Here is a 21968-nt window from a genome sequence, read left to right on the forward strand (position 1 = left end):
CGAGGAGCAGATAGCTCAAGAAACGCGTATCGTCTCCCGTACCTCAAACCTGAATCGATTCCATGTACGCTACTCACCTTCATCGTGGGCGCGCAGTCACGATTGCCGCCACCTTTTTTATGCTCACACTGGCAGGCTGCGCGTCTTCGTCGCTGGATTCGCAAACGCAAGGCGCCAGCGCCACGTCGCTCAATGCCGCCATCAGTGGATCGCAGCGTAGCAGCCAGGCGCGTGCGCGCGATGTCTATCGTCATCCGGAAGAAACGCTGCAGTTCTTTGACCTCGGTCCAACGCAGGCGGTATTGGAGATCGCCCCGGGAGGAGGATGGTATTCAGACATACTTGCGCCTTACTTGCGCAATGCAGGGCAGCTTTACGAGGCGCAATATCTCAGCACGTCCGCCGATCTCGCCGCTGAAGACAGCGCAACCGACGCTGCTTATCGGCGCAAGATCGCGAACGCTCCATCGGTTTACGGGAACGTCGTCGTCGGCACATTGCACGCAGGCCAGTTCAACGGCTTCGACACGAATCAGCGATTCGACCGTGTGCTTACCTTTCGGAATATCCATAACTGGATCAAGGACGGGCAATTCGATGCGAACCTGCGCGCGTTCTACGGCGCGCTGAAGCATGGCGGCGAACTTGGCGTTGAGGAGCACCGCGCACGGCCAGGAACGACTGAGCAACAAATGATCGATTCCGGTTACGTGACTGAAGCGTTCGTCATCGAGCACGCACAAGCAGCCGGTTTCGTTCTGGTTGCGCGCAGCGAGATCAACGCGAATCCGAAAGATACAAAGGACTATCCGCACGGCGTGTGGTCGCTGCCGCCCACCTACAAAGGCGGTGACGTCGACAGGTCACGCTTTGCTGCAATCGGGGAATCGGATCGTATGACGCTCAAGTTCGTCAAGCCTTAGCGATCGTATGCGACATGGCAGCGGGAGAAAGGGCTAAGCAAGATCGCGACAAGCGCTCACGCAACGCTTCCGTTATCGCGGTTGACGACGTGCGCGAATTGAAGCGGGTCCTGTGCGAGCGCGTGACGCAGGAATGCGGGGCGCGCGTCGATGCTTGCCAGTTCGTGCCGGTTGAACCACGCGAATTCGAGCTTGCGGCCCTGTTCGTTGCCTGGGTGGCGCATGGAGAAATCGAGGATGCGGGCGTCGGGTGGTACTTCGGTGGCGAAGTACAGACCGACTTCGTGATGCGGACGACCACCACCCGTGAAGAAGTTTTCGACGATCCAGAGCAAGCGTCCGACTTTCACCTGGATATCCAGTTCCTCGCGCATCTCGCGCGCGACGGCCGTGGCCGCGTCCTCACCTGCCTCGACGCGGCCGCCCGGCAGCGACCAGTATTCGTCGCCTTCCAGCATGTGCAGGAGGACGTGGTCGCGTGCCGTGATGACGGCGACGGCGCGGAAGTTGAAGCGGTGGCCGTCGGTGTCGAAGGAGATCATGGGTTTGTCTGCATGCGCGGGCGTTGAGGATGCGCTATTTCGCCGGAAATGGTGGCGATGTGCAAGCGCGGGGCGTATGCCTCTAGTCACTCACTGCAATTGATCGATCGCCTCCTTCGCAGTCATCGAACGCCATTCCCCAAACGCCACCCCCATCGGCCGCACCCGCATGCCCTCATCCAGCCTCCGCCACGGCAAATCCGCCGGATCAGCAGCCATCGGCCCGGGCGCTTTCGCCACCAGAACCGCATGCGCGCCCGCCTGAAAATCCGCGCGAAAATGCACGGAACTCTTCACCACCAGCACCTTCATCCGCTCAGGCTCAACGCCTCCAACGCGAAAAAAGTTGCGCTCGAAAATCTGCATCTTGATCGTGCTGACCACGATCCGCACACCGTCGATACGCAAACACGCAACCGGCCCGAGATCGCCCTGCATGCCGTTCATCATCGGACCGTCGAAACGGAAACGCCCATCCGACAGATGCTCGACTTCGAAAACACCTTGTAGCGGCGCGTCGCCCGGCACACCCGAACGCCCCGCCAGCGCGAGTTCGATACGCGCGCCGACGCCCGCGCGATGCGCCGCTGCCGCCGCCTGCGCGTCCCATATCACGCCGACGGCCGCGTCCTGCACGTGGTGTTGCAGCAACGCACGCACCATCCCCATCGTGTTCGAATCGCCGCCGACGCCCGGGTTGTCCTGCGTATCGGCGATGATCACGGGCTTGTCCGCATGTCGCGCGAGACGCGCTGCTTCATTCACCGCTTCATCGGGTGAAAGAAAGCGCACTTCCCAGTGCGCTTCATCGGCGAGCATGCGCGCGTGAAGCGCATCGACAGCCTTCACGAGCGCGTCTTCGTCATAGCCGTAACCCCAGATCACCGGCCCGCACTCAGGAAAATCCGCAGCGGGAAATCCCGGCGCAAACGACAGCGAAGCAACCGTTCCCGCTTCGAGCGAAGCCAGCATGTCGTGCACGCCGAGCGCGGGCTCAACGAGCGTGCACATCGCATTCACCGGAATCAGAAACGGAACGCGCCGCGACACACGTTTCAAAGGACGTCGATCGTGCGCCAGCCTTTCGAGCAACGCAGCGGCGCGCTCGCCCGTTTCGGCCATATCGACGTGCGGGTAGGTTCGATACGCGACGATCGCATCCGCGAGTTGCAGCATCCTGTCCGTCACGTTCGCGTGAAGATCGAGCGACACGACGAGCGGGATGTCATCACCAACGATGTCTCGAACACGCGCAAGCAATTCGCCTTCGCCATCGTCGATATGCTCGGCGACCATCGCGCCATGCAGATCGAGATAGATCGAATCGAAACCGCCCGCGTGCACGGCATCGGCGATCTCGCCGGCAATGCGCTCGTATGCGTCTTCCGTCACATGCGCGGACGCGCTCGCGCCCGCCCAGATGACGGGGATCAGTTCGTGGCCCGCCGCTTCCGCAACCTTGATGAAGCCGCCAATCGGCACGTTCACGTCGCGCAGGGTCAGCACGTCGGCGCCGCGCGTCAATGGCGGAAAGCCTTCTCCCTGAATGAAGCTCTGGTACGACGCCTTGGTCGGCGCAAAGGTGTTGGTCTCGTGCTGAAAACCGGCGATCAGGATCTTCATGATTCGTTCGTCCTCTTGTTAAGCGAACTCAGTTCGATTCAGGGCTAAGCGTCAACTCGGGCGCTTCATGCGCCGGCTTGCGCGTCGACCGGTTGGCGAGAATCAGCAAACCTGCGATCACCGGCATGCATGCCATGAAGATCAGCGCGAGTTGCGAATTGCCCGTCGCCGTACGCGCCCAGCCAATCGCCGCCGGGCCCCAGAAGCCGCCCGACAATCCGATCGTATTGATCAGCGCGATGCCGCCCGCAGCCGCCGGTCCCTTGATGTATTCGGCAGGCATTGCCCAGAACACCGTGTAGGCCATCCACAACATCGCCGTCGCGGCCGTCAGCAGCGCGAGTGTCGCGAACAGATGTCCTTGCGTGAAAATCGAAGCGACCAGCAACAACGCGCCCGTCAGCGCGGGCAACGCGCAGTGATAACGCCGTTCGCCCGTGCGGTCCGAACTGCGTCCCGCGGCGTACATGCCGATGCCCGCCGCGACATACGGAATCGCGACGTACCAGCCAAGACGCAGCGTGTCGGTCACGCCCTGTTCCTTGATCAGCGTCGGCAGCCAGAAGCTGATCGCGTAGATCGGGAAGATGATCGAGAAGTACGCGAACGCCAGCAGATAGACGCGCGGGTCGCGGGCCACAGCCTTGAACGAATGCTTGTGCGCTTGCGCCACGCCCGTTTCGCTTTCGAGCAGCTGCTTTTCGTCGGCGTTCAGCCAGCGCGCGTCGGCGGGACGGTTCGACAGCACGAACAGCGTGACCACGCCAAGCACGATGCACGGCAAGCCTTCGACGAGAAACATCCATTGCCAGCCTGCCAGCCCGTGCACACCCGAGAGCGACGAAATCAGCCACGCCGACAACGGCCCGCCGACGATCCCGCCCAGCGGCCCGGCCAGAAACACGATCGCGATGGCGCGCGCCATGCGCGTCGGCCCATACCAGCACGACAGGTAATAGATCATGCCCGGCGCGAAGCCCGCTTCGAAAATGCCGAGCAGAAAGCGCATGCCGTAGAACATCGGCACGTTGCGCACGAACAGCATGCACGCCGACGTGATGCCCCACAGCACGAGAATGCGGCTGAAGGTCTTGCGCGCGCCGATTTTCGGCAGCAGCAGATTGCTCGGCAATTCGAACAGCACATAACCAAGAAAGAAGATGCCCGCGCCGACGCCATACGCCGCATCGGAGAAACCGAGATCGCTCTGCATCTGGAACTTGGCGAAGCCGACGTTCACGCGGTCCAGATACGCAAACATGTAGCAGGCGAGAAGAAATGGCAGCAACCGCCAGTTGAGCCGGTTGTAGAGGGCGCGAACCGCGTCGCTCTCCCGCAGGGTCTGTAGTGCTGTCATGTTCGTCTCCGGTGTGTCGGGTTTGAATCCCGTGCTTGCGTTCCAGCATGTTGTCGGGGTAAAAATGCGCGAGCAAGAGCAACTAAGTTCACACTTCGTTGCCTGCAAGGCAACGGCAGCCTACTCAACGCTCTGGAGACCTTCCGACATGCGCGAAATCAATCAGCAACGGCTGCGCTACTTTCACGAGGTGCTGTCGCACGGCACGATCCGGGGCGCGGCGGACAGCCTGAACACATCGCCTTCCGTGATTACGCGCCAGATCAGACTGCTCGAAGAGGAACTCGATACGACGCTGTTCGAGCGCGAGGCGCGCGGCGTCAAACCGACCGAGGCAGCCACGCATCTGCTCGAATTCTGGCGTGGCTACCGTTCGCAGCAGGAAAAGCTCGAAGACCAGTTGCATTTGCTGAAGGGGCTTCAACAGGGCCAGGTGCAACTGGCTGTCAGCGAAGGCTACGTCGATCCGCTGATCGAGGAAGTGATCGCGCCGTTTTGCGCGAAGTATCCGAAGCTGGATATCAACATCGAAAGTCTCGCCGTCGACGATCTGCTCAACCAGGTCGCAGAGAGCCGCGCGCATATCGGGCTTGCGTACAATCCGCCGCCGCATCCACGCATCGAGTACCGCGCGAGTTCGGCGCAGCCCGTCGTGCTGCTGGTGAGGCGCGATCATCCGCTCGCGTTGCGCGGCACGCCCGCCAGCGTGAAGGACCTGCTCGAATGGCCGCTCGCGCTGATGCCGGCCACTTTCGGCATCGGCCACGCCGCGAAAATGCTGGAATTCGCGGAGAACATCAAAATCCGCGCGACGCTCACCAGCAATTCGCTGACCGCGCTCAAGCGCTTCGTCGCGCATGGCGACGGCGTGACGCTGATCGGCGAGTTCGCTGCGTATCGCGAACTGGTGGCGGAAGAACTCGCCATCGTGCCGATCGATCATCCATTGTTTCAGGGTGCCAAAGCCCGCTTGCTCGTGAAGTCGGGACGGCCTCTCGCGGCCGCCGCGAATGAACTGCTCGAATGGATCTTGCGCAGGATGTCGATGTTCGCGACCGGTAATGACTCGACGGAAGGTTGACGGTTGACGACACGCGGCCTGAACGTGTCACCCCAACCTTTCACGCACTGAGCCGCCGTAATGCGGCAGTAGCACCGCCGTCGGCCATTCGTCATATTTGAAACTTAGTTGCAGAACGCTGACCGCGTTGTCGATAAGAGAACGTATTCGTCCTCTCGCATAACTCTCCCACTACAACGGTCAATGACGTTTCTCAACACTCTCAAGATTGGTCCGCGTCTCGGCGCGGGCTTTGGAATTGTGCTGCTTCTGCTGTGCGCGATCGGCGGCGTTGGCTTGCTTCAATCGTCGCGTATCTATGACGGCACCCGTCGGATCGGCAATGACTGGCTTCCCAGCGTCGAAACGCTCGGCACGCTGCGCAGCCATGCGGACGACGTGCGCCGCCTGTCGCTGCGTGAATTGCTGAGCACCGACGCAAACCAGGTGCGCGCCACGCGCGCTCAGCACGCGGATGCCGTGAATGCTTTCGCGTCGTCGCTGAACGCCTATTCGAAGCTGATCTCGTCGCCCGAAGAGCAGCAGCTTTACGACAGCATCAAATCGTCGTGGGCCAGCTATCTCGAAGTCGACGCGAAAATCGAAAAGCTGATCGACGCCGGCGAAGCGAGCGCAGCCGAAGCGCGGCAAGTCGCGGCGGGCGACGGGTCGACGCGCTTCACGGCGACGCTCGATCAGATCGACAGCGACATCAAGCTGAATCATCAGGGCTCGGTCGATGAAGTCGCGAAAGCGCAAGACGCTTTTCAGAGCGCGCGCATCTGGACCGTCGCGCTGTCGGCGCTCGCGTTGCTTGTGGGCGCGTTCATCGCCGTCGTTATCACGCGATCGATCGTCGGGCCGCTGCGCCGTTCCGTCGACGTGGCCGAGACCGTCGCGCGCGGCGATCTGACTGCGGCGATTCACGTCGAGGGCGCGGACGAACTGAGCCAGTTGCTCGGCGCGCTGCGCAACATGAATGAACGTCTGCAGGATACGGTGAGCCGCGTGCGTTCGAGCAGCGAAAGCATCGCGACGGGCTCGTCGCAAATCGCCGCGGGCAACACTGACCTGAGCCAGCGCACGGAAGAACAGGCCGCATCGCTCGAAGAAACGGCCGCGAGCATCGAAGAGCTGACGGCAACCGTCAAGCAGAACGCGGAGAACGCGAGCCAGGGCAACGCGCTGGCGGCGCGCGCGTCGGAAACGGCGGCGCGCGGCGGCGAGGTCGTCAGCCGCGTAGTCGATACGATGCACGGCATCTCGACGAGTTCGCAGCAGGTGGCGCAGATCATCTCGGTGATCGAAGGGATCGCGTTCCAGACCAATATTCTCGCGCTGAATGCGGCCGTCGAAGCGGCACGCGCGGGCGAACAGGGCCGCGGTTTCGCGGTCGTCGCGGGCGAGGTCCGCACACTCGCGCAGCGCAGCGCGGCAGCGGCGAAGGAGATCAAGGATCTGATCGGCGAATCGGTGAGCCGCGTGAACAGCGGCACCGCCCTCGTCGACGAGGCGGGCCGCACGATGGGCGAAATCGTGCAGTCAGTGCGCCAGGTGTCCGATCTGATGGGCGAGATCAGCGCGGCGTCGGGCGAGCAGCATCGCGGCATCGAGCAGGTCAATGTCGCGATCTCGCAGATGGACGAGGTGACGCAGCAGAACGCAGCGCTCGTCGAACAGGCTTCGGCCGCGACGCAGTCGATGGCGTCGCAGGCGGCGACGCTGCGTGAACTCGTGTCGGTGTTCAGGCTGCCGGGCGGGCAGCAGGCAAACGCGATGAGCGCTTCGCCCTCTTCCCCGAAAGCTGTCGCGCGTGCCGCCGTGGCTGTGCCCAGGAAGACGATGAACGCGGCTTCTGCAAAACCGCGCGTCGCTCAGTTGCCGAATGCAGAAAAAGCGGCCACGAGCCGCGCCGAAGCCGATTGGGAGACGTTCTGAATCGCCGCGCTTCCGGTGGCTATACGTGATGCGCGCCGTTTGATCTTCACTTGTGCGTGACGGGCAACAGCTTCATCCCAGCGGGCCGCTCTTGCGCCGCATTCGCCGTCACGCTTGCCGCCACATGTGTCGGCATAGTCTTCGCCCCGCCGCTCGCGCGGCTCGCCAGCATCGCGCACACGCGGCTCGCGCCGATTGAGCCCGCGACCGCGAACACCACCGGGAACAGCATGTCGTGCCCAAGGTGCGTGAACTCGGCGACCAACACGATCGCCGTGATCGGCATGTTCATCGACGAAGCGAGAAACGCCGCTGCGCCGACCAGCGCAAACGCGCCGGACGGCACGCTCGCGCCGATCAGATTCCACGCGCCGCCGAGCACGATGGCAAGCAACGCGCCCACCGTCAGCCCCGGCGTCAGCAGGCCGCCATGCGCGCCGACGCGCAGGCTGCTCGCGCTCACGGCAACCTTCAATACGAGCAACGCCGCCGCGAGCCCAATGCTCAACTGACCGTCGAAGCCAAGCTGCGCGGTGCCCTTGCCGTTGCCGAGCAATTGCGGAAAGTGCACGGCGAGCAAACCGATCACGGCGAAGTTCAGCACGTTGAGCGGAATCATCAGCCAGCCAGCGCCCGGCGCGGCATTGCGCGCGCGATCCATGAAGCGCGAAAACGCATAGGCGGCAATGCCGAACACAGGCCCCGCCGCCACCGACCACGCAACCAGACTGCCGCTCAGCGCGAACGACGGAATCGCGTATTGCGACTCGTCGCCGAGTCCCATCCACGCGACCACAGCGGCGATCACCGACGTCACGAGCGCAATCGCGACCGTGGTCGCATCGAACGTGACGAGCAGCACTTCGAGCACGAACACCGCGCCGCCGAGCGGCACGTTGTACACGGCGGCGAGGCCGGCGCCCGCGCCGCAGGCGATCATCACGCGCGTTTCGTTCGCTGACAGGCCCGCGACGCGCGCCAGCCAACCTGCCACCAGCGAGCCGACTTCGCGCGGCGCGACCTCGCGGCCCAACGGCGAGCCGAGCGCGACGGTCACGATCTGCAGCAGCGCATGCGCGAGCGTGCTGAGCATCGGCATGCGGGTGTCGGGCGATTGCACCGCCTGCTTGATGCTGACGAGCGGACGGCCGAAGCGGCGCACGGCCCACCAGCCGGACCCTGCGATCAGACCGCAGATCGCCATGACGATCACCCGCCGTTCGGGCGATGCGCCGTCGACGCCTTGCAGAAAGCTTTCGCCGCCGACGATCACATTCGTGCTGTAGCCGTACGCAATGTGCTGGACGGCGTGCAGCAGCAGCGCGAGCAGCATGCCGCCGAGGCCCGCGCCAACGCCCGTCAGTAGGGTGACGACGGCGAGGCGGACCAGTGATTTGCGGTCGAGGGTGATGGGAGGCGGCATGACGGCGCTGTGCGATGGGACGGGGAAGCGCCTACTTTAGGGTTTTCCCGTAAATTCATCAAACGACTTTATCTACTTAATTGATGATTCGCACGACTGTGTGAACAGCACTGTGGGGCGCCGCAAGTCACTCCCGGTGACGTACCAAACCTTCCGCACCGCGCCTGCAAACGAAATTGATTTAACTGGTTTGTCAAAGCGCCTTGAAGTAGCCGGCGCAAAGAATGCACTCGGCGTCATGGCGCCATTCCACCATCTTCCAGATATTTGCATTACTAAGCATTGAACTGGAAAAGCCCGATCACCACGCTTCAAAACGCTCTGCAAACACATCACCGAACCTCGCGATCACCCAGCTCCGTAGCGGTTTCCGGCGACATGCCCCATTTCACACCGAACAAAAACGAAAGTAAGAGCAATGCAAATGTATGTAATAGGTCGGTAAGGAATGTTTCGCGATTACGCAATATGCGAATGATTCAATCCCGTTGCTTCATCTCCACCTTGAAGTGAGCTTGCAATTCCACCAATAAAAACCCAGCAACTCCACGCACAACGGAGCGCTGAACGGCAATCTGGAGCCCCCGAGAAATGCTTTACAGAACAATATTACCCAGCGCGATAGCGGTAGCAGCGCTGTTGACCATCGCCGCGTGCGGCAGCAACTCGCACAACAACACGACAACATCGACCACGCCCGTCGTTTCCGCGCAAGACGCCCTGGCGACCGCGACGCCCATCAAGCACCTCGTGGTGATCTTCGGCGAGAACGTCTCCTTCGACCACTATTTCGCAACCTATCCGAGCGCAAAGAACGTGGCGGGCGAGCCGGCGTTCACCGCAGCGACCGGCACCCAAACGGATATCGCCACGCTCGCCGCCGCTGGGCTGACGGGCGCGGCTAACCCGAACGCGCAGGCGACCTCGCCCAACATCGTCGCCGCGACGGTCAACGGCCAGACGACCGCGCCGCCGACGCTTGGCGCAGCGCTGACCACGACCACTGCGCAACCGTTTCGCCTCGACCGTTCCCAGGCGAACACGAAGAGCCAGAACCACAGCTACGCGCCTGAACAACTCGCCGATGACAACCTGAAGATGGACGCGTTCCCGCTCTTCACGTCGGCCAGCTCGATCATTGCAGGCAGCACAGGCCAGTTTGGTTCGTCGGCGCAGGTGCTCGGCTATTTCGACGGCAACACGGTCACCGCGTACTGGAACCTCGCACAGAACTTCGCGATGAACGACAACGCCTGGACCGACACGTTTGGTCCGTCGACGCCGGGCGCCATCGAAGTGATCTCGGGCCAGAATCAGGGCGTGACGGTCACGCCCAATCCGAAGAACCCGACCGTCACGACGAGCAACAATGCGATTCCTGACGGACAGGGAAGCTTCACGATGATCGGCGACCTGGATCCGACCACCGACACCTGCACGGCCGCCGCGCAAACCGCCACTTCCGGCCCGACGGGCATGATGGGCGGCAAGAACATCGGCGATCTGCTCAACGCTTCGAACATCACGTGGGGCGGCTTCATGGGCGGCTTCAACCTGCAGACCGTCAACGCGAACGGTACGACGGGCTGCCTGCGCTCGACGTGGTCGGACGTGCTTGGCAGCGCGCCGGCTGACTATGTCCAGCACCATGCCTGGTTCCAGTACTACGCCTCGACGGCCAATCCGACGCACCAGCGTCCGACCTCGACCGCGATGATCGGCTTCACCGAGCCGACGCTCGACAATACGGCCACGCCGGTTCACCACCAATACGACACGGATGACTTCTTCGCGGCTGTGCAGGCGGGCAACTTCCCGTCGGTCAGCTTCCTGAAGGCGCCCGCAATCGGCGACGGCCATCCGGGCAATTCGGACCCGCTCGACGAGCAGGCATTCGTCGTGAAGGTCACGAACTTCCTGCAGCAGCAACCTGACTGGAAGAACACGCTCGTCGTGATCGCCTACGACGACTCCGACGGCTGGTACGACCACGTTACACCCGCCATCACGAGCTCGTCGTTCGATACCACGCTCGTCACCCACGTCGGCACGGCAACCTTTACGGGCGCCGACCAGTTGTCGGGCCAAGGCCAATGCACCAGCTCGGGCGCGACGCAGCCGCTCGGCATCAATGGCGGTGTGGTCAACGGCCGTTGTGGTCCGGGTACACGGACGCCGTTCCTTGTGGTTTCGCCGTGGGCAAAACAGAACTATGTTGACCACACGCAGATCACGCAGGCGTCGGTCGTCAGGTTCATCGAAGACAACTGGCTCAGCGGCAAGCGGCTCGGCGCGGGTTCGTTCGACGCAACGGCCGGCGATATCCGCAGCATGTTGAACCTGACTGGCGCGGGCAACACCCCGACCGTCTTCCTCGACCCGGTGGTTGGCACGAAGCTCGCCGCTGCGCCGGCGACCAACTAAGCCGACGCGCGTCCCGCCCCGTTCCACTCTTCACCAGCTAAGGCCGGCGAAATTGGCAGCGGGACGCCAGATAACTCGAAGTGGGTCGAGCCAGCGCGGCAACGTGCTGGCTCGACGTCTTTTCCGGATTATTTTTTGCCATCATCGCCATGAGCTCTCCAAACTCCGCATTGCCGCCCTCACTGCCTGCCGGCGATCCCTCGCGCCAAGCGAGCGCCAAACGACGGCTTTTGCGAGTACTCGGCTGGACCGTTGCCGCCGTCGCGGCCGGCTGCGCGGCCATCATCGCCTATGCGGCAATCTATCCGGAGCGGATGCCTCTTGCGATCGGCACCATCGTCGAAGACATCACCGGCGCGAATCCGCAGCCGGTCGCGTTACATGTTCCGCCGAGCCAGCCGCTGAGTGCGGTTGCCCTGCTCGGCAAGCAGATTTTCAATGACCCGTCGCTTTCTGCGTCGGGCAAGCAGTCGTGCGCGTCGTGCCACAGCCCTGAGCATGCGTACGGGCCACCGAACGACCTGTCCGTACAGCTCGGCGGTCCGCATATGACAGACGCGGGCTACCGGCCGCCGCCGTCGCTTGCGTACCTGTACCGCCAGGCGCCGTTCTCGATCGGCCCCGATCAAAACGACACGGACGCCGCGCCCGTCACGCTGGATCAACTGGCCACGGCAGCAAGCGGCACGCAACGCGCGGTGAAAACGGCTGGCGTTGCGCCCGCGGCACCCGCACTCGTCCCGCAGGGCGGCCTGTTCTGGGATGGCCGCGCGAGCACGCTGCAGGATCAGGCGATCGGCCCGATGCTGAATCCCGTCGAAATGGCCAACAAGAGCACCGGCGAGGTCGTGCACAAGCTGCTAAATGCGAAGTATCTCGACCAGTTCAAGCAGCTGTTTGGCGACCGGATCGTCAACCAGCCCGATCTGCTCGTCGACGAGGCGATGTTCGCGGTGGGACGCTACCAGTTCGAAGACCCGTCCTTCCATCGCTTCACGAGCAAGTACGACTACTGGCTCCAGGGCAAGGCACGCCTGACGCAAGCGGAGATGCGCGGCTTGCGCCTGTTCAACGACCCCGACAAGGCAAACTGCGCGGGATGCCATCTGAGCAAGCCGACGGCCGACCATTTGCCGCCGCTCTTCACCGACACGCAATACGAGGCACTGGGCGTGCCGCGCAATCGTGATCTGGCCATCAACAAGGACCGGAATTTCTACGACATGGGCGTCTGCGGTCCCTTCCGTGAAGACGCAGCTGCGCTAACGCAATACTGCGGGATGTTCCTGACGCCGACATTGCGCAACGTCGCCACGCGACACGCCTTTTTCCACAACGGCGTCTACCACGACCTGAAGCAGGTGATGGACTTCTATAACCTGCGCAATACGAGTCCCCAAAAGATCTATCCGCTCGATGCAGCAGGCAAGCCGGAAAAGTACGATGATCTTCCCGCGAAGTACCACGCGAATATCGACGTCGCCGACGCGCCGTTTGACCGCAAACTGGGCGACAAACCTGCGATGACCGGCGATGATATCCAGGACATCATTGCGTTCATGAACACGCTGACTGACGGTTACAAGCCCTAGCCCTGCCATCGCTCGCGGCGGGCAACGTCGCGCGTATCTGCATGCTTCATCAAAGCAATGAAGTTTGCAGGTGCGCGCGACATAAGCCGAACGCTACTTCAGGAATACGTATCGCGCGAAATACGGCGAACTGCCCGCCTGATGCTCACGCACACAAGGCTCGGAAGGTGACACGCCGCCTGCTGTGTCGAGCCGCTGCACGAATCGCACGCCAGACAAAGTGCCTTCGGCGGTACTGTGCGTTTCGAGCAGCAGTTGTGGAATGCTGTTCGGACTCGCACTCGGCGCCTGAGCAATCATGCGACCGACGATCCTGCTGCCATCGGCCGCCTGCCAGGACGGGCCCGCACCATGTTGGATCGACGCCTGGCCTGCGCCGTCATAAAGCGTGGCTTCCGGATGCTGGAACACCCAGCCCAGATGATGCGCACTGTCGAACTCGCAGGAATACATCTGCACACCTGTTGCCGTCGTAACGGCGAACGGCTGGGCGCCGGAAGGCATCAGCGAAGGTGGCGTTGCATCGGCGGCGTTCGCCGCGAATGGTGACATCAGAACGATGCAACCTAACGCTGCCTGCACGCCGGTGCACATTGCGCGAATGGCGTTGCTGGAGTACGAGCGGAAAGGAAACATGATAGCGATCCGGATAGAGGAGTATCGGTGACGTTTTCTGTGGTTTTCCTTACCAGAACAGCCGGGCGTGGAGGCTTATTCCATCGAAATCGCGCGTCGGTGTACCCGGCGACGGGAGAACCGGCGCAATCGATTTCACACCTCACGCGGCAACACCAACTCCGCTTCAAGCCCACCCGTCGCACGATTGCGCAGCGTCAGCGTTCCGCCATGCGTCGCCGCGATGCTCTGCGCAATCGTCAACCCTAGCCCGGTGCCACCGCTCGCACCCGTTCCATCCGCGCGCGCCGCATTCCCGCGAACATACGGCTCGAACACGCGTGCCAGTATCGTTTGATCGGGAATACCGGGGCCGTTGTCGCGGATCGCGACACGCACCGCGCTTCCATCATCGACAACAAGAACACAAGCCTCGCCGCCATAACGAATCGCGTTATCGAGCAGATTCTGCAAACAGCGCTTCAGGTTGCGCGGATAACCCGCGACAGGCCGCGCCGCCCGCCCTTCCACCGTGACCGCGTGCCCCGCCTCACGCGCATCTTCAGCCAGCCCTTCGAGCATCGAATCGAGATCGATCTCGTGCCGCGCTTCCGTCACTTCGATGCCTTGCACGGCATCGAGCGTTGCGCGCACCATCGCCTCCATGTCGTCGAGATCGCCGCGCAGTCGATCGCGCCATTGCGCGTCGGGCAACATCTCCACACGCAGACGCAGTCTCGTCAGCGGCGAGCGCAGATCGTGCGACACGGCAGTCAAAAACCGCGCGCGCCCGGCAAAGCTCTCCGTCAGTTGACGCTGCATCGAATTGAACGAGATCGCCGCGCTGCGCACTTCGAGCGGACCGCTGACGGGCAGCGGCGCCCGATAGATATTGCGGCCGAGCGCATCGGCGGCTCGAGCGAGATCGCGCAGCGGCTGAACCGCAAAGCGCACGGCGACGAACGCCAGCACGCAGATCGCCACGAAGCGAAGCAGATAGATCCTGACGAGATAGTCGAACACGAGCGAGCCCGGCTCGCTCAGCATGCCCGCCTGCCCTTCATTAGCCTGCACGTCGAGCCACCTGCCATCGGGCAGCTTCATCTGCACGTGAAAGTCGCCCGTCGGCATACGCGAATCGAAGAGGCTCAGGATGCCCTTGTGCTTATGCTCTTCGTCATGCAGTTCGGCATCGATCAGACGCACGTCGATCGGCTCGCCAAGACGTCTGCGGATCACGCCCGTAATCAGATCGCTGACCGTGCGTTTCGCAAGCGAGGTTTGCTGCACGGGCTGCGGCGCATCGGCCCATTGCAGACGGTAACGCGCATCCGACAGTTGCGTCACGATCGCATCGCGCGCCGCTGCATCGGGCGCGTGCTGCAGCAGCCGGACCGTGTCGGCGAGACGGCTCGCGAACAGACGCGCGGGAATTTCGAGCGTGCGGTTGTCGTGCGTTTCGAACCAGATCGTGCTGGTAAGCAATTGCCCGGCGAACATGCCGACGGCGAGAATCATCACGAGCCGTCCAAACAGCGAATCGGGCCAGGGGCGCAGTTTCATCGTGCGGCGGCCCTCATGCTTCGAACGCGACGTCGGCGACCAGCATGTAGCCCTCGTTGCGCACCGTGCGGATCAACGCGGCGCTGCGCGCGGCGTCCTTTAGATGATGCCGCAGACGGCTGATGCACACGTCGATCGAACGGTCGAGCGGCGTGCGCTCCTTGCCGAACACATGGTCGAGCAGGAAATCGCGCGATAGCGGCCGGTTCGGGTGATCGAGCAGCGTGCGCAGCGTCCGGTAGTCGGAGCCGCCAAGCGACACGACTACGCCTTCTGGCGACAGCATCTGCTTCATCCGCGTATCGAGCTTCCAACCAGCGAAGCTGACGAACGCGGCGGCATCGGCGGGAAGTGCGCCCGGGATGCTGCGCGCGCGGCGCAACACCGACTTGATCTTCGCCACCAGTTCGCGAGGATCGAACGGCTTGGGCAGGTAATCGTCGGCGCCCATTTCGAGGCCGAGTATGCGGTCGAGCAAGCCGCCGCGGGCGCTCAGGATCACGATCGGCATGCCGCGCTCGCGGCGCAGCTCGCGCGTGAGTTCGAGTCCGTCCTCGCCGTCGAGCATCAGGTCGAGCACGACGAGATCGATCTGCGACGTCTTGATGATCTGCTTCATCTGCGCGCCGTTGGTGGCCGTCGTCGCCTGATAGCCCATGCTGCGCAGATAGTCGCCGAGCAGCTGGCGAATGTTCGGGTCGTCATCGACGACAAGTATGTGGTCCATCAAAAGCTCTTTTTTTCTTCCACTCAGCCCGCATTGTCCGCATTGCAACGGGGAAAAAACGGCCCAACACATTCCATTACAAAAGTGCGCCGTTTCAACACATCGCCATTACATCTCGTGGCTAAAGTGGCGCTCGCAAATGCAAATAATTCTCATCCAGCAACTATATCATGTCGATTTCCGCGCTTTCTTCGGCCTGCGGGCGGGCCGTTTCGACGGCGGCGCGCGCCGCCTCCTCCGTGGCCGCCTCCGTCGCTTTCACTGTTGCGGCTGGCTTCACGCTGACGGCCAGCGCACCCGCCCTCGCGGCGCAACCGGCGAGCGCCGCAGCGCCAGCAACCCTCACCGATCTCGCCGGACGCACGATCCGCGTGCCCGTCGCCGAGCCGCAGCGCATCCTGCTCGGTGAAAGCCGCCTGCTATCGGCCGTCGCGCTGCTCGAAGGCCAGAAGCCGCTTGCGCGCATCGTCGGCTGGCAAGGCGATCTGCCGCTGATGGACCCGCAGACCTTCAACGCGTACGCGCAGAAATTCCCCGACATCAAAACGATTCCGCTGATCGGCAAAGCAACGGAAGACAGCATCAGCGACGAAAAGGCGCTGAGCCTCAGGCCCGATCTGGCGATCTTCAGCATCGGCGGCCACGGCCCGAGCCGCTACAACGCGCTCGTGAAGCAACTGGAAGCGACGGGTACGACGGTCGTGTTCGTCGACTTCCGCCTGCATCCGATGCAGAACACGCTGCCGAGCATCAAGCTGCTCGGCGCGGTGTTGCATCGCGATCAGCAGGCGAATGCGTACATCCAGTTCTATCAGCAGCATCTGGCGCGCGTGCAGAGCGTCGTGAACCGTGTGCCCGAAGCGCAGCGTCCGAAGGTATTCGTCGATCTGCTCGCGGGCGTCTGGGATGCGGGCTGCTGCCACACGGCGGGCAACGGCAACTTCGGCGAGTTCGTGCAGGCAGCGGGCGGACGCAATATCGCGCAAGGTCTCGTGCCGGGCGTACTCGGCGACATCAGCATGGAACAGGTGATCGCCGCGCAGCCCGATGTCTACATCGCGACGGGCAGCCGCACGAAACCGGGCCTCGCGTCGCTGCGCGTCGGCGCGTTGACGAGCGAGCACGATGCGCGCGCGAGCCTCGCGCAACTGATCGCGCGTCCCGGCTTCGACACGATCAAGGCGATCCACGATGGTAACGCGCACGGCATCTCGCACAACTACTACGACTCGCCGTACAACATTCTCGCGATCGAGGCGTTTGCGAAGTGGTTCTACCCGGCGCAGTTCAAGGATCTCGACGTGCACGCGACGCAGGCTGAACTGTACAGGCGCTTCCTCGCCGTGCCTCCGCAAGGCGCCGAGTGGGTCGATGCGCCGCTCGCGCAGTCCGCGGCTGACGCTTCGCATTAACGGCCGCAGCGATGTCCGATTCCGTCTCATTCACTCGTTCCGCACCCTCCCGGCAAAGCGCGGCGGGTGCCAGCCTGCAGCCGTATCTGCGCATCACGCGCCTGCGCGTGCTGTGGCTATGCGCGGTCGCGTTGCTGATCGTCGGCTCACTGCTGCTCGATCTGCGCTCAGGCCCGTCCGGTCTGCCCGTTTCGACGCTGCTGCGCGCGGTGTTTCATCATGCGTCGGCGGATGCTGCGACGAATGTCATCGTCTGGCAGATCCGCATGCCGTATGCGGTGATGGCGCTGCTGGTGGGCGCGTCGCTCGGACTATCGGGCGCAGAGATGCAGACCATCCTCAACAATCCGCTCGCGAGCCCGTACACGCTCGGCGTGTCGGCGGCGGCGGCGTTCGGCGCGTCGCTCGCAATCGTGCTCGACATCACGCTGCCCGGCATCGCGCAAAGCTGGCTCGTGTCGGCCAACGCGTTCCTGTTCGCGTTCATGTCGGCGCTGATGCTCGACGGCGTCGCGCGCTGGCGCGGCATGACGACATCTGGCGTCGTGCTGCTGGGCATCGCGCTGGTGTTCGCGTTCCATGCGCTCGTCTCGCTGATGCAGTTCATCGCTTCCGCCGACGCGCTGCAAGGTCTCGTGTTCTGGACGCTCGGTTCGCTCGCACGAGCCGACTGGCCGAAGATCGCGGTACTCGCCATCGCGCTCGCACTCGCGTTGCCGCTCTCGATGCGCAACGCGTGGACGCTCACCGCGCTACGACTCGGCGAAGATCGCGCCGCCAGTTTCGGCATCGACGTGCGCCGCCTGCGGCTCGGCACGCTGCTGCGCGTGTCGGTACTGTCGGCGCTCGCGGTGTCGTTCGTCGGCACGATCGGCTTCGTCGGACTGATCGCGCCGCATATCGCGCGCACGGTATTCGGCGAGGACCACCGCTTCTATCTGCCCGGCAGCATGCTGATCGGCGCGTTGATGCTGTCGCTCGCGTCGATTGCATCGAAGATCATCGTGCCGGGCGTGCTGATTCCCGTCGGCATCGTGACGGCGCTGGTCGGCATTCCCCTCTTTCTTGCGATCGTCGTGCGCTCGCAAGGAGCCGCACAATGAACGGCCTGTCGATTCACGGCCTCAGCGTGCAATACGGCAAGCGCGCGGTGCTCAGATCGCTCGATGCCGGTCCGCTGCCGCGCGGCCAGATCACTGCCTTGCTCGGTCCGAACGGCAGCGGCAAGTCGACGCTGCTGCGCGCGCTGGCGGGCCTGACGCGCGCGCACGCCGGTCAACTGACGCTGGACGGTGCGCCGCTCGAACTGTCCGCGGCGAGTGCGCGCTCGCATAGCGTCGTCTATCTGCCGCAATCGTTGCCCGCAGGCGTAAGGCTGCAAGTGCTCGAATCCGTGCTGGTCGCGTGTTGCGCGACGCGCGGCGCATTCCGCACACACGGCGCCCGCACCGACGACCTCGCGAATGCGCGGGCCGTGCTCGAACGCCTCGGCATCGATGCGCTCGCATCGCGCTCGCTCGATGAGTTATCGGGCGGACAGAGACAACTCGTCGGTATTGCACAAGCGCTGGTGCGCGAACCGCAAGTGCTGCTGCTCGACGAGCCGTTGTCCGCACTCGATCTGAATTACCAGTTCCACGTGATGCGCGTGCTGCGCGACATCACGCGGGAACGCGGCATCGTCACTGTCGTCGTTCTGCACGACATCAACACCGCCATGCGCGCCTGCCATCAGGCGATGCTGCTTCACGCCGGCCGCATTGCAGGCTTCGGACCCAGCGCCGATGTCGTCACGCAAGCGAGCCTTGCAGAAGTCTTCGGAGTCACCGCGCGAATCGAACCTTGTTCGCGCGGACAGCATCAAGTCCTGATCGACGGCCTGTCGGTTCAGGACGGCATCGCCAGCCGCTAGACATTCGTCGAGCGTCCCAGCCAGCCACCCAGCCACGCCGCATCCGTTTCAACGCACGACGCCCGCCATCCGGTGGGCGCCGCGCTGCTGCGTGCGTCGTCACATCGTTCAAATCAACAACAGGGGAAAAAATGAAAAAGACTCTCGTCATGGCTGCCATCGCGGCGAGTTACGCGTGCCATGCACAGGCGCAGAACACGGTCACGCTGTATGGCGTGATCGACGCGGGCCTGTCGTACACGAACAACCAGAAAGGCAACAGCGCGTGGCAAGCGGGAAGCGGCGACGTGACGGGCAGCCACTGGGGCATGCTCGCGCGCGAAGACCTGGGCGGCGGCACGAAGGCGATCTTCCAGCTCGAAAGCGGCTTCAGCGTGATGAACGGCACCTCGCGCCAGGGCGGTCGTCTGTTCGGTTATCAGGCTTATACGGGGCTTTCGAATGACCGGTTCGGCACGTTGACGCTTGGACGTCAGTACGATTCCGTCGTCGACTACCTCGCGCCGCTCAGCTTCACCGGGCATCATCCGGGCGGCAACAATCTGTCCGCGCATCCATACGACAACGACAATCTGAACAACTCGTTCCGTATAAACAATTCGGTGAAGTTTGCGAGCAACAGTTACGCTGGCGTGAAATTCGGCGCGTTATACGGCTTCTCGAACGAAGCGGGCGGCTTCGACGACAACCGGCTATACAGCTTCGGCACCTCGTACGATGCAGGCCCGCTGCGCCTCGGCGCAGGCTACTTCCAGGCGAACAACGGCGGCAGCAGCAACACGAGCGGCGCATTGACGCTGACCGATCGCACGTTTATCGCAGCGCGTCAGGGCACGTATGGCGCGGGCGGAAACTACTCGATCGGCGCGACGACGTTTGGCGTGGTCTGGACGCGCACGCAACTCGGCGGGCTCGCGACGATCAACGGTGCGAATAGCCTCGGCCTCGTTGCGAATGGCGAGGGGATGAGCTTCAGCAATTACGAACTGAACGCAAGTTACTCGCTCACGCCGACCATCGCGCTGAACGGTGAATACACGTACACGTCGGGTTCGATGTCGAACGCGACGGGCCAGCATCATCCGAAGTGGCAGGAAGTATCGGTGCAAACCGATTACTTCCTGTCGAAGCGAACCGACCTCTACGTGCAGGCGAGCTACCAGCATATTTCCAGCGACGGTTCCGGCCTCACTGCGGATATCAGCGGGCAAAGTCCTTCATCGAACGATCAGCAGGTTGTCGTCGCCGTTGGGATGCGGCATCGGTTCTAAAACGGTTAAAGCCGCCGCGTTCACATGAACCGGCGGCTTTAACGCACAATGAAAAAACAATCAGAACTTGTGCCGGATGCCAACGCGCACGGTGCTCTGCCGGTCGCTGGTGGAAGGCGTGAGATTGTTGATAGCAGCAACGGCCGCCGTGCCCGTCGAGTCCGTGCCCGATGCTTTCTGATAAACGCCGATCAGATACACGTCAGTGCGCTTCGACAAGAAGTAGTCCGCGCCGATCGCGCCTTGATAGTAGCGCGCGCCAGGGTTCGTCCCCGTCGACGAATCGACGCTGCCGCCGTGCGTATAGTCGAATGCCGCGCCGAGCAGGAATGCAGGCGTCAACTGATACTTGAAGTTCACTTCAGCGTTATTGAACGTCGCGTTGCCGCGATAGCCGCGCGGATTCGGACCGGACTCGACCGTATCGCCGAGATTCCTGAACTGCGTATTCGAATACGTTGCGCCCAACGTCGCCGCGCCGAACGTATAGGCTGCGCCCGCTGCAATCACCTGATACGTGCGTGCCGAAGCGTAGCCGCTATACACCGGCGACGAAATGAAGTTCGTGCTGGCCGTCGCCGCCGTGCTCGCGCCGTTGTCACCGAAGAAACCGACATTCGGATTGCGCGCATTCAGATAGCCGACTCCAAGCGAAAGCGGACCGTTCGCATAACCGGCGCCCAACGACCACACCTGATTGCGCGACGCCTCGCCCGCCACGCCGCCCAGGCTATACACGCCGCCGAACGTCAGGCCCGCGTAATTGGCGCTCATGTACTTGATTGCATTGTTCACGCGATACGCGTTGTTGATATTGTCGAGATCGCCAGGATGCGCGGCGATATAGCCGCCCCATTGATCGCCCGCCTCAAAAGGGCCGACATAATCGACGACGGAATCGTATTGGCGTCCAGCCAGCACCGAGCCATACGCACTCGATAGTCCCACATACGCCTGGCGGCCGAACATCAGCCCTTGCGTGCTGCCGCGATTCTTCTGCCCCAGCGATCCGCTATTCAGATCGAAGCCGTTTTCGAGCACGAAGAGCGCGGCGAGCCCGCCGCCGAGATCCTCCTTGCCGCGCAGACCCCAGCGGCTCGCCTGCATGACACCGCTCGACACGTTGTACAGATTGTGGCCTCCCGAATTCGAGGTCCAGTTGAAACCATCGTCGACGATGCCATACAGCGTCACCGAACTCTGCGCGTGCGCCGCGCCAGCGAAGGCACACTCGACCAACGTCAATGCGGCCAATGCGGCTGCCAATTTGATTCTCATAGATTCGTCACCCCGTTCATCTCGACTGCTTCGATTGAATGACGCAGCGAATGATGACTGCGCCGCGGCTGTTACGAGGACCGCAATCTAAGTTCGCCTTTATGCACGGTCAAATCAGTCAAATAGAACAGGTGCGATAAGCGTGTTTTATTTGCGCATGCACGCACGCCGACAAAGACACGCGCCACATGAATGCCATTTATGTCGCGCATTTTTGGCCTGAATTTGACGGTCTTTTCGCACGCACCTATCGTTCGCCCATGTCTGTCTGATTCGCCAGGTCGCCCTGCCCGTCCCCACGATCGGGA

At 62.8% G+C, this 21968-nt stretch carries 17 protein-coding genes; 9 read left to right on the top strand and 8 right to left on the bottom strand.

Translation table 11 applies throughout. The annotated features are described in order from the left end of the window. Positions 1-62: 62 nt before the first annotated feature. A complete protein-coding gene (locus H1204_RS34195; protein ID WP_180734917.1) occupies positions 63-923 on the top strand; it encodes a class I SAM-dependent methyltransferase in 861 nt (286 codons plus the stop codon). Between the two features lie 56 nt (positions 924-979). On the opposite strand, the gene H1204_RS34200 is transcribed toward H1204_RS34195, so the two are convergent. From H1204_RS34200 to H1204_RS34210, 3 genes are all read right to left on the bottom strand, one after another. Next, positions 980-1465, bottom strand: coding sequence for an NUDIX hydrolase (locus tag H1204_RS34200; RefSeq protein WP_180734918.1), 486 nt, complete (start codon positions 1463-1465; stop codon positions 980-982). 90 nt (positions 1466-1555) lie between these two features. Next, complete coding sequence (locus H1204_RS34205; RefSeq protein WP_180734919.1) at positions 1556-3088, bottom strand: M81 family metallopeptidase; 1533 nt, start codon at positions 3086-3088, stop codon at positions 1556-1558. Positions 3089-3116: 28 nt separating this feature from the next. After that, entirely contained in the window at positions 3117-4445 is a 1329-nt protein-coding gene (locus H1204_RS34210; protein ID WP_180734920.1) for an MFS transporter, read from the bottom strand. Positions 4446-4593: 148 nt separating this feature from the next. On the opposite strand from H1204_RS34210, the gene H1204_RS34215 reads away from it, so the two are divergent. Both H1204_RS34215 and H1204_RS34220 read left to right on the top strand, forming a co-directional pair. Then, positions 4594-5526 (top strand): LysR family transcriptional regulator, encoded by a 933-nt coding sequence (locus tag H1204_RS34215; RefSeq protein WP_180734921.1) that lies wholly within the window; start codon positions 4594-4596, stop codon positions 5524-5526. 183 nt (positions 5527-5709) lie between these two features. Beyond that, positions 5710-7443, top strand: a complete 1734-nt coding sequence (locus H1204_RS34220) for a methyl-accepting chemotaxis protein (protein ID WP_180734922.1) — start codon at positions 5710-5712, stop codon at positions 7441-7443. 46 nt (positions 7444-7489) lie between these two features. On the opposite strand, the gene H1204_RS34225 is transcribed toward H1204_RS34220, so the two are convergent. Beyond that, positions 7490-8866, bottom strand: coding sequence for a chloride channel protein (locus H1204_RS34225; protein ID WP_180734923.1), 1377 nt, complete (start codon positions 8864-8866; stop codon positions 7490-7492). 591 nt (positions 8867-9457) lie between these two features. Between H1204_RS34225 and H1204_RS34230 the strand changes: the two genes are divergently transcribed. Next, positions 9458-11290: an alkaline phosphatase family protein gene (locus tag H1204_RS34230; protein ID WP_180734924.1), complete on the top strand. Its 1833-nt coding sequence runs from the start codon at positions 9458-9460 to the stop codon at positions 11288-11290. 149 nt (positions 11291-11439) lie between these two features. Then, complete coding sequence (locus H1204_RS34235; RefSeq protein WP_180734925.1) at positions 11440-12882, top strand: cytochrome c peroxidase; 1443 nt, start codon at positions 11440-11442, stop codon at positions 12880-12882. 93 nt (positions 12883-12975) lie between these two features. Here the strand turns inward: H1204_RS34235 and H1204_RS34240 are convergent, their stop codons facing one another. From H1204_RS34240 to H1204_RS34250, 3 genes are all read right to left on the bottom strand, one after another. Continuing rightward, positions 12976-13476: a DUF3455 domain-containing protein gene (locus tag H1204_RS34240; RefSeq protein WP_180735129.1), complete on the bottom strand. Its 501-nt coding sequence runs from the start codon at positions 13474-13476 to the stop codon at positions 12976-12978. Between the two features lie 177 nt (positions 13477-13653). Next, on the bottom strand, positions 13654-15060 hold the full coding sequence (locus tag H1204_RS34245; RefSeq protein WP_180734926.1) for an ATP-binding protein: 1407 nt from the start codon (positions 15058-15060) through the stop codon (positions 13654-13656). Between the two features lie 13 nt (positions 15061-15073). Next, entirely contained in the window at positions 15074-15787 is a 714-nt protein-coding gene (locus tag H1204_RS34250) for a response regulator (RefSeq protein WP_180734927.1), read from the bottom strand. A 170-nt stretch (positions 15788-15957) separates the two neighbouring features. Between H1204_RS34250 and H1204_RS34255 the strand changes: the two genes are divergently transcribed. From H1204_RS34255 to H1204_RS34270, 4 genes are all read left to right on the top strand, one after another. Next, positions 15958-17199 carry an ABC transporter substrate-binding protein gene (locus H1204_RS34255; protein WP_180734928.1) on the top strand — a complete coding sequence of 414 codons (1242 nt, stop codon included), beginning with the start codon at positions 15958-15960 and terminating at the stop codon, positions 17197-17199. Positions 17200-17210: 11 nt separating this feature from the next. Then, positions 17211-18302, top strand: coding sequence for an iron ABC transporter permease (locus tag H1204_RS34260; RefSeq protein ID WP_180734929.1), 1092 nt, complete (start codon positions 17211-17213; stop codon positions 18300-18302). Further along, a complete protein-coding gene (locus H1204_RS34265; protein WP_180734930.1) occupies positions 18299-19111 on the top strand; it encodes an ABC transporter ATP-binding protein in 813 nt (270 codons plus the stop codon). The genes H1204_RS34260 and H1204_RS34265 overlap by 4 nt, the downstream gene beginning before the upstream one ends. A gap of 131 nt (positions 19112-19242) precedes the next feature. After that, a complete protein-coding gene (locus H1204_RS34270; protein ID WP_180734931.1) occupies positions 19243-20382 on the top strand; it encodes a porin in 1140 nt (379 codons plus the stop codon). 60 nt (positions 20383-20442) lie between these two features. Here the strand turns inward: H1204_RS34270 and H1204_RS34275 are convergent, their stop codons facing one another. Next, positions 20443-21660 carry a porin gene (locus H1204_RS34275; RefSeq protein ID WP_180734932.1) on the bottom strand — a complete coding sequence of 406 codons (1218 nt, stop codon included), beginning with the start codon at positions 21658-21660 and terminating at the stop codon, positions 20443-20445. Positions 21661-21968 lie beyond the last annotated feature (308 nt).

This window comes from Paraburkholderia sp. PGU19 (assembly GCF_013426915.1).
Taxonomy (GTDB): domain Bacteria; phylum Pseudomonadota; class Gammaproteobacteria; order Burkholderiales; family Burkholderiaceae; genus Paraburkholderia.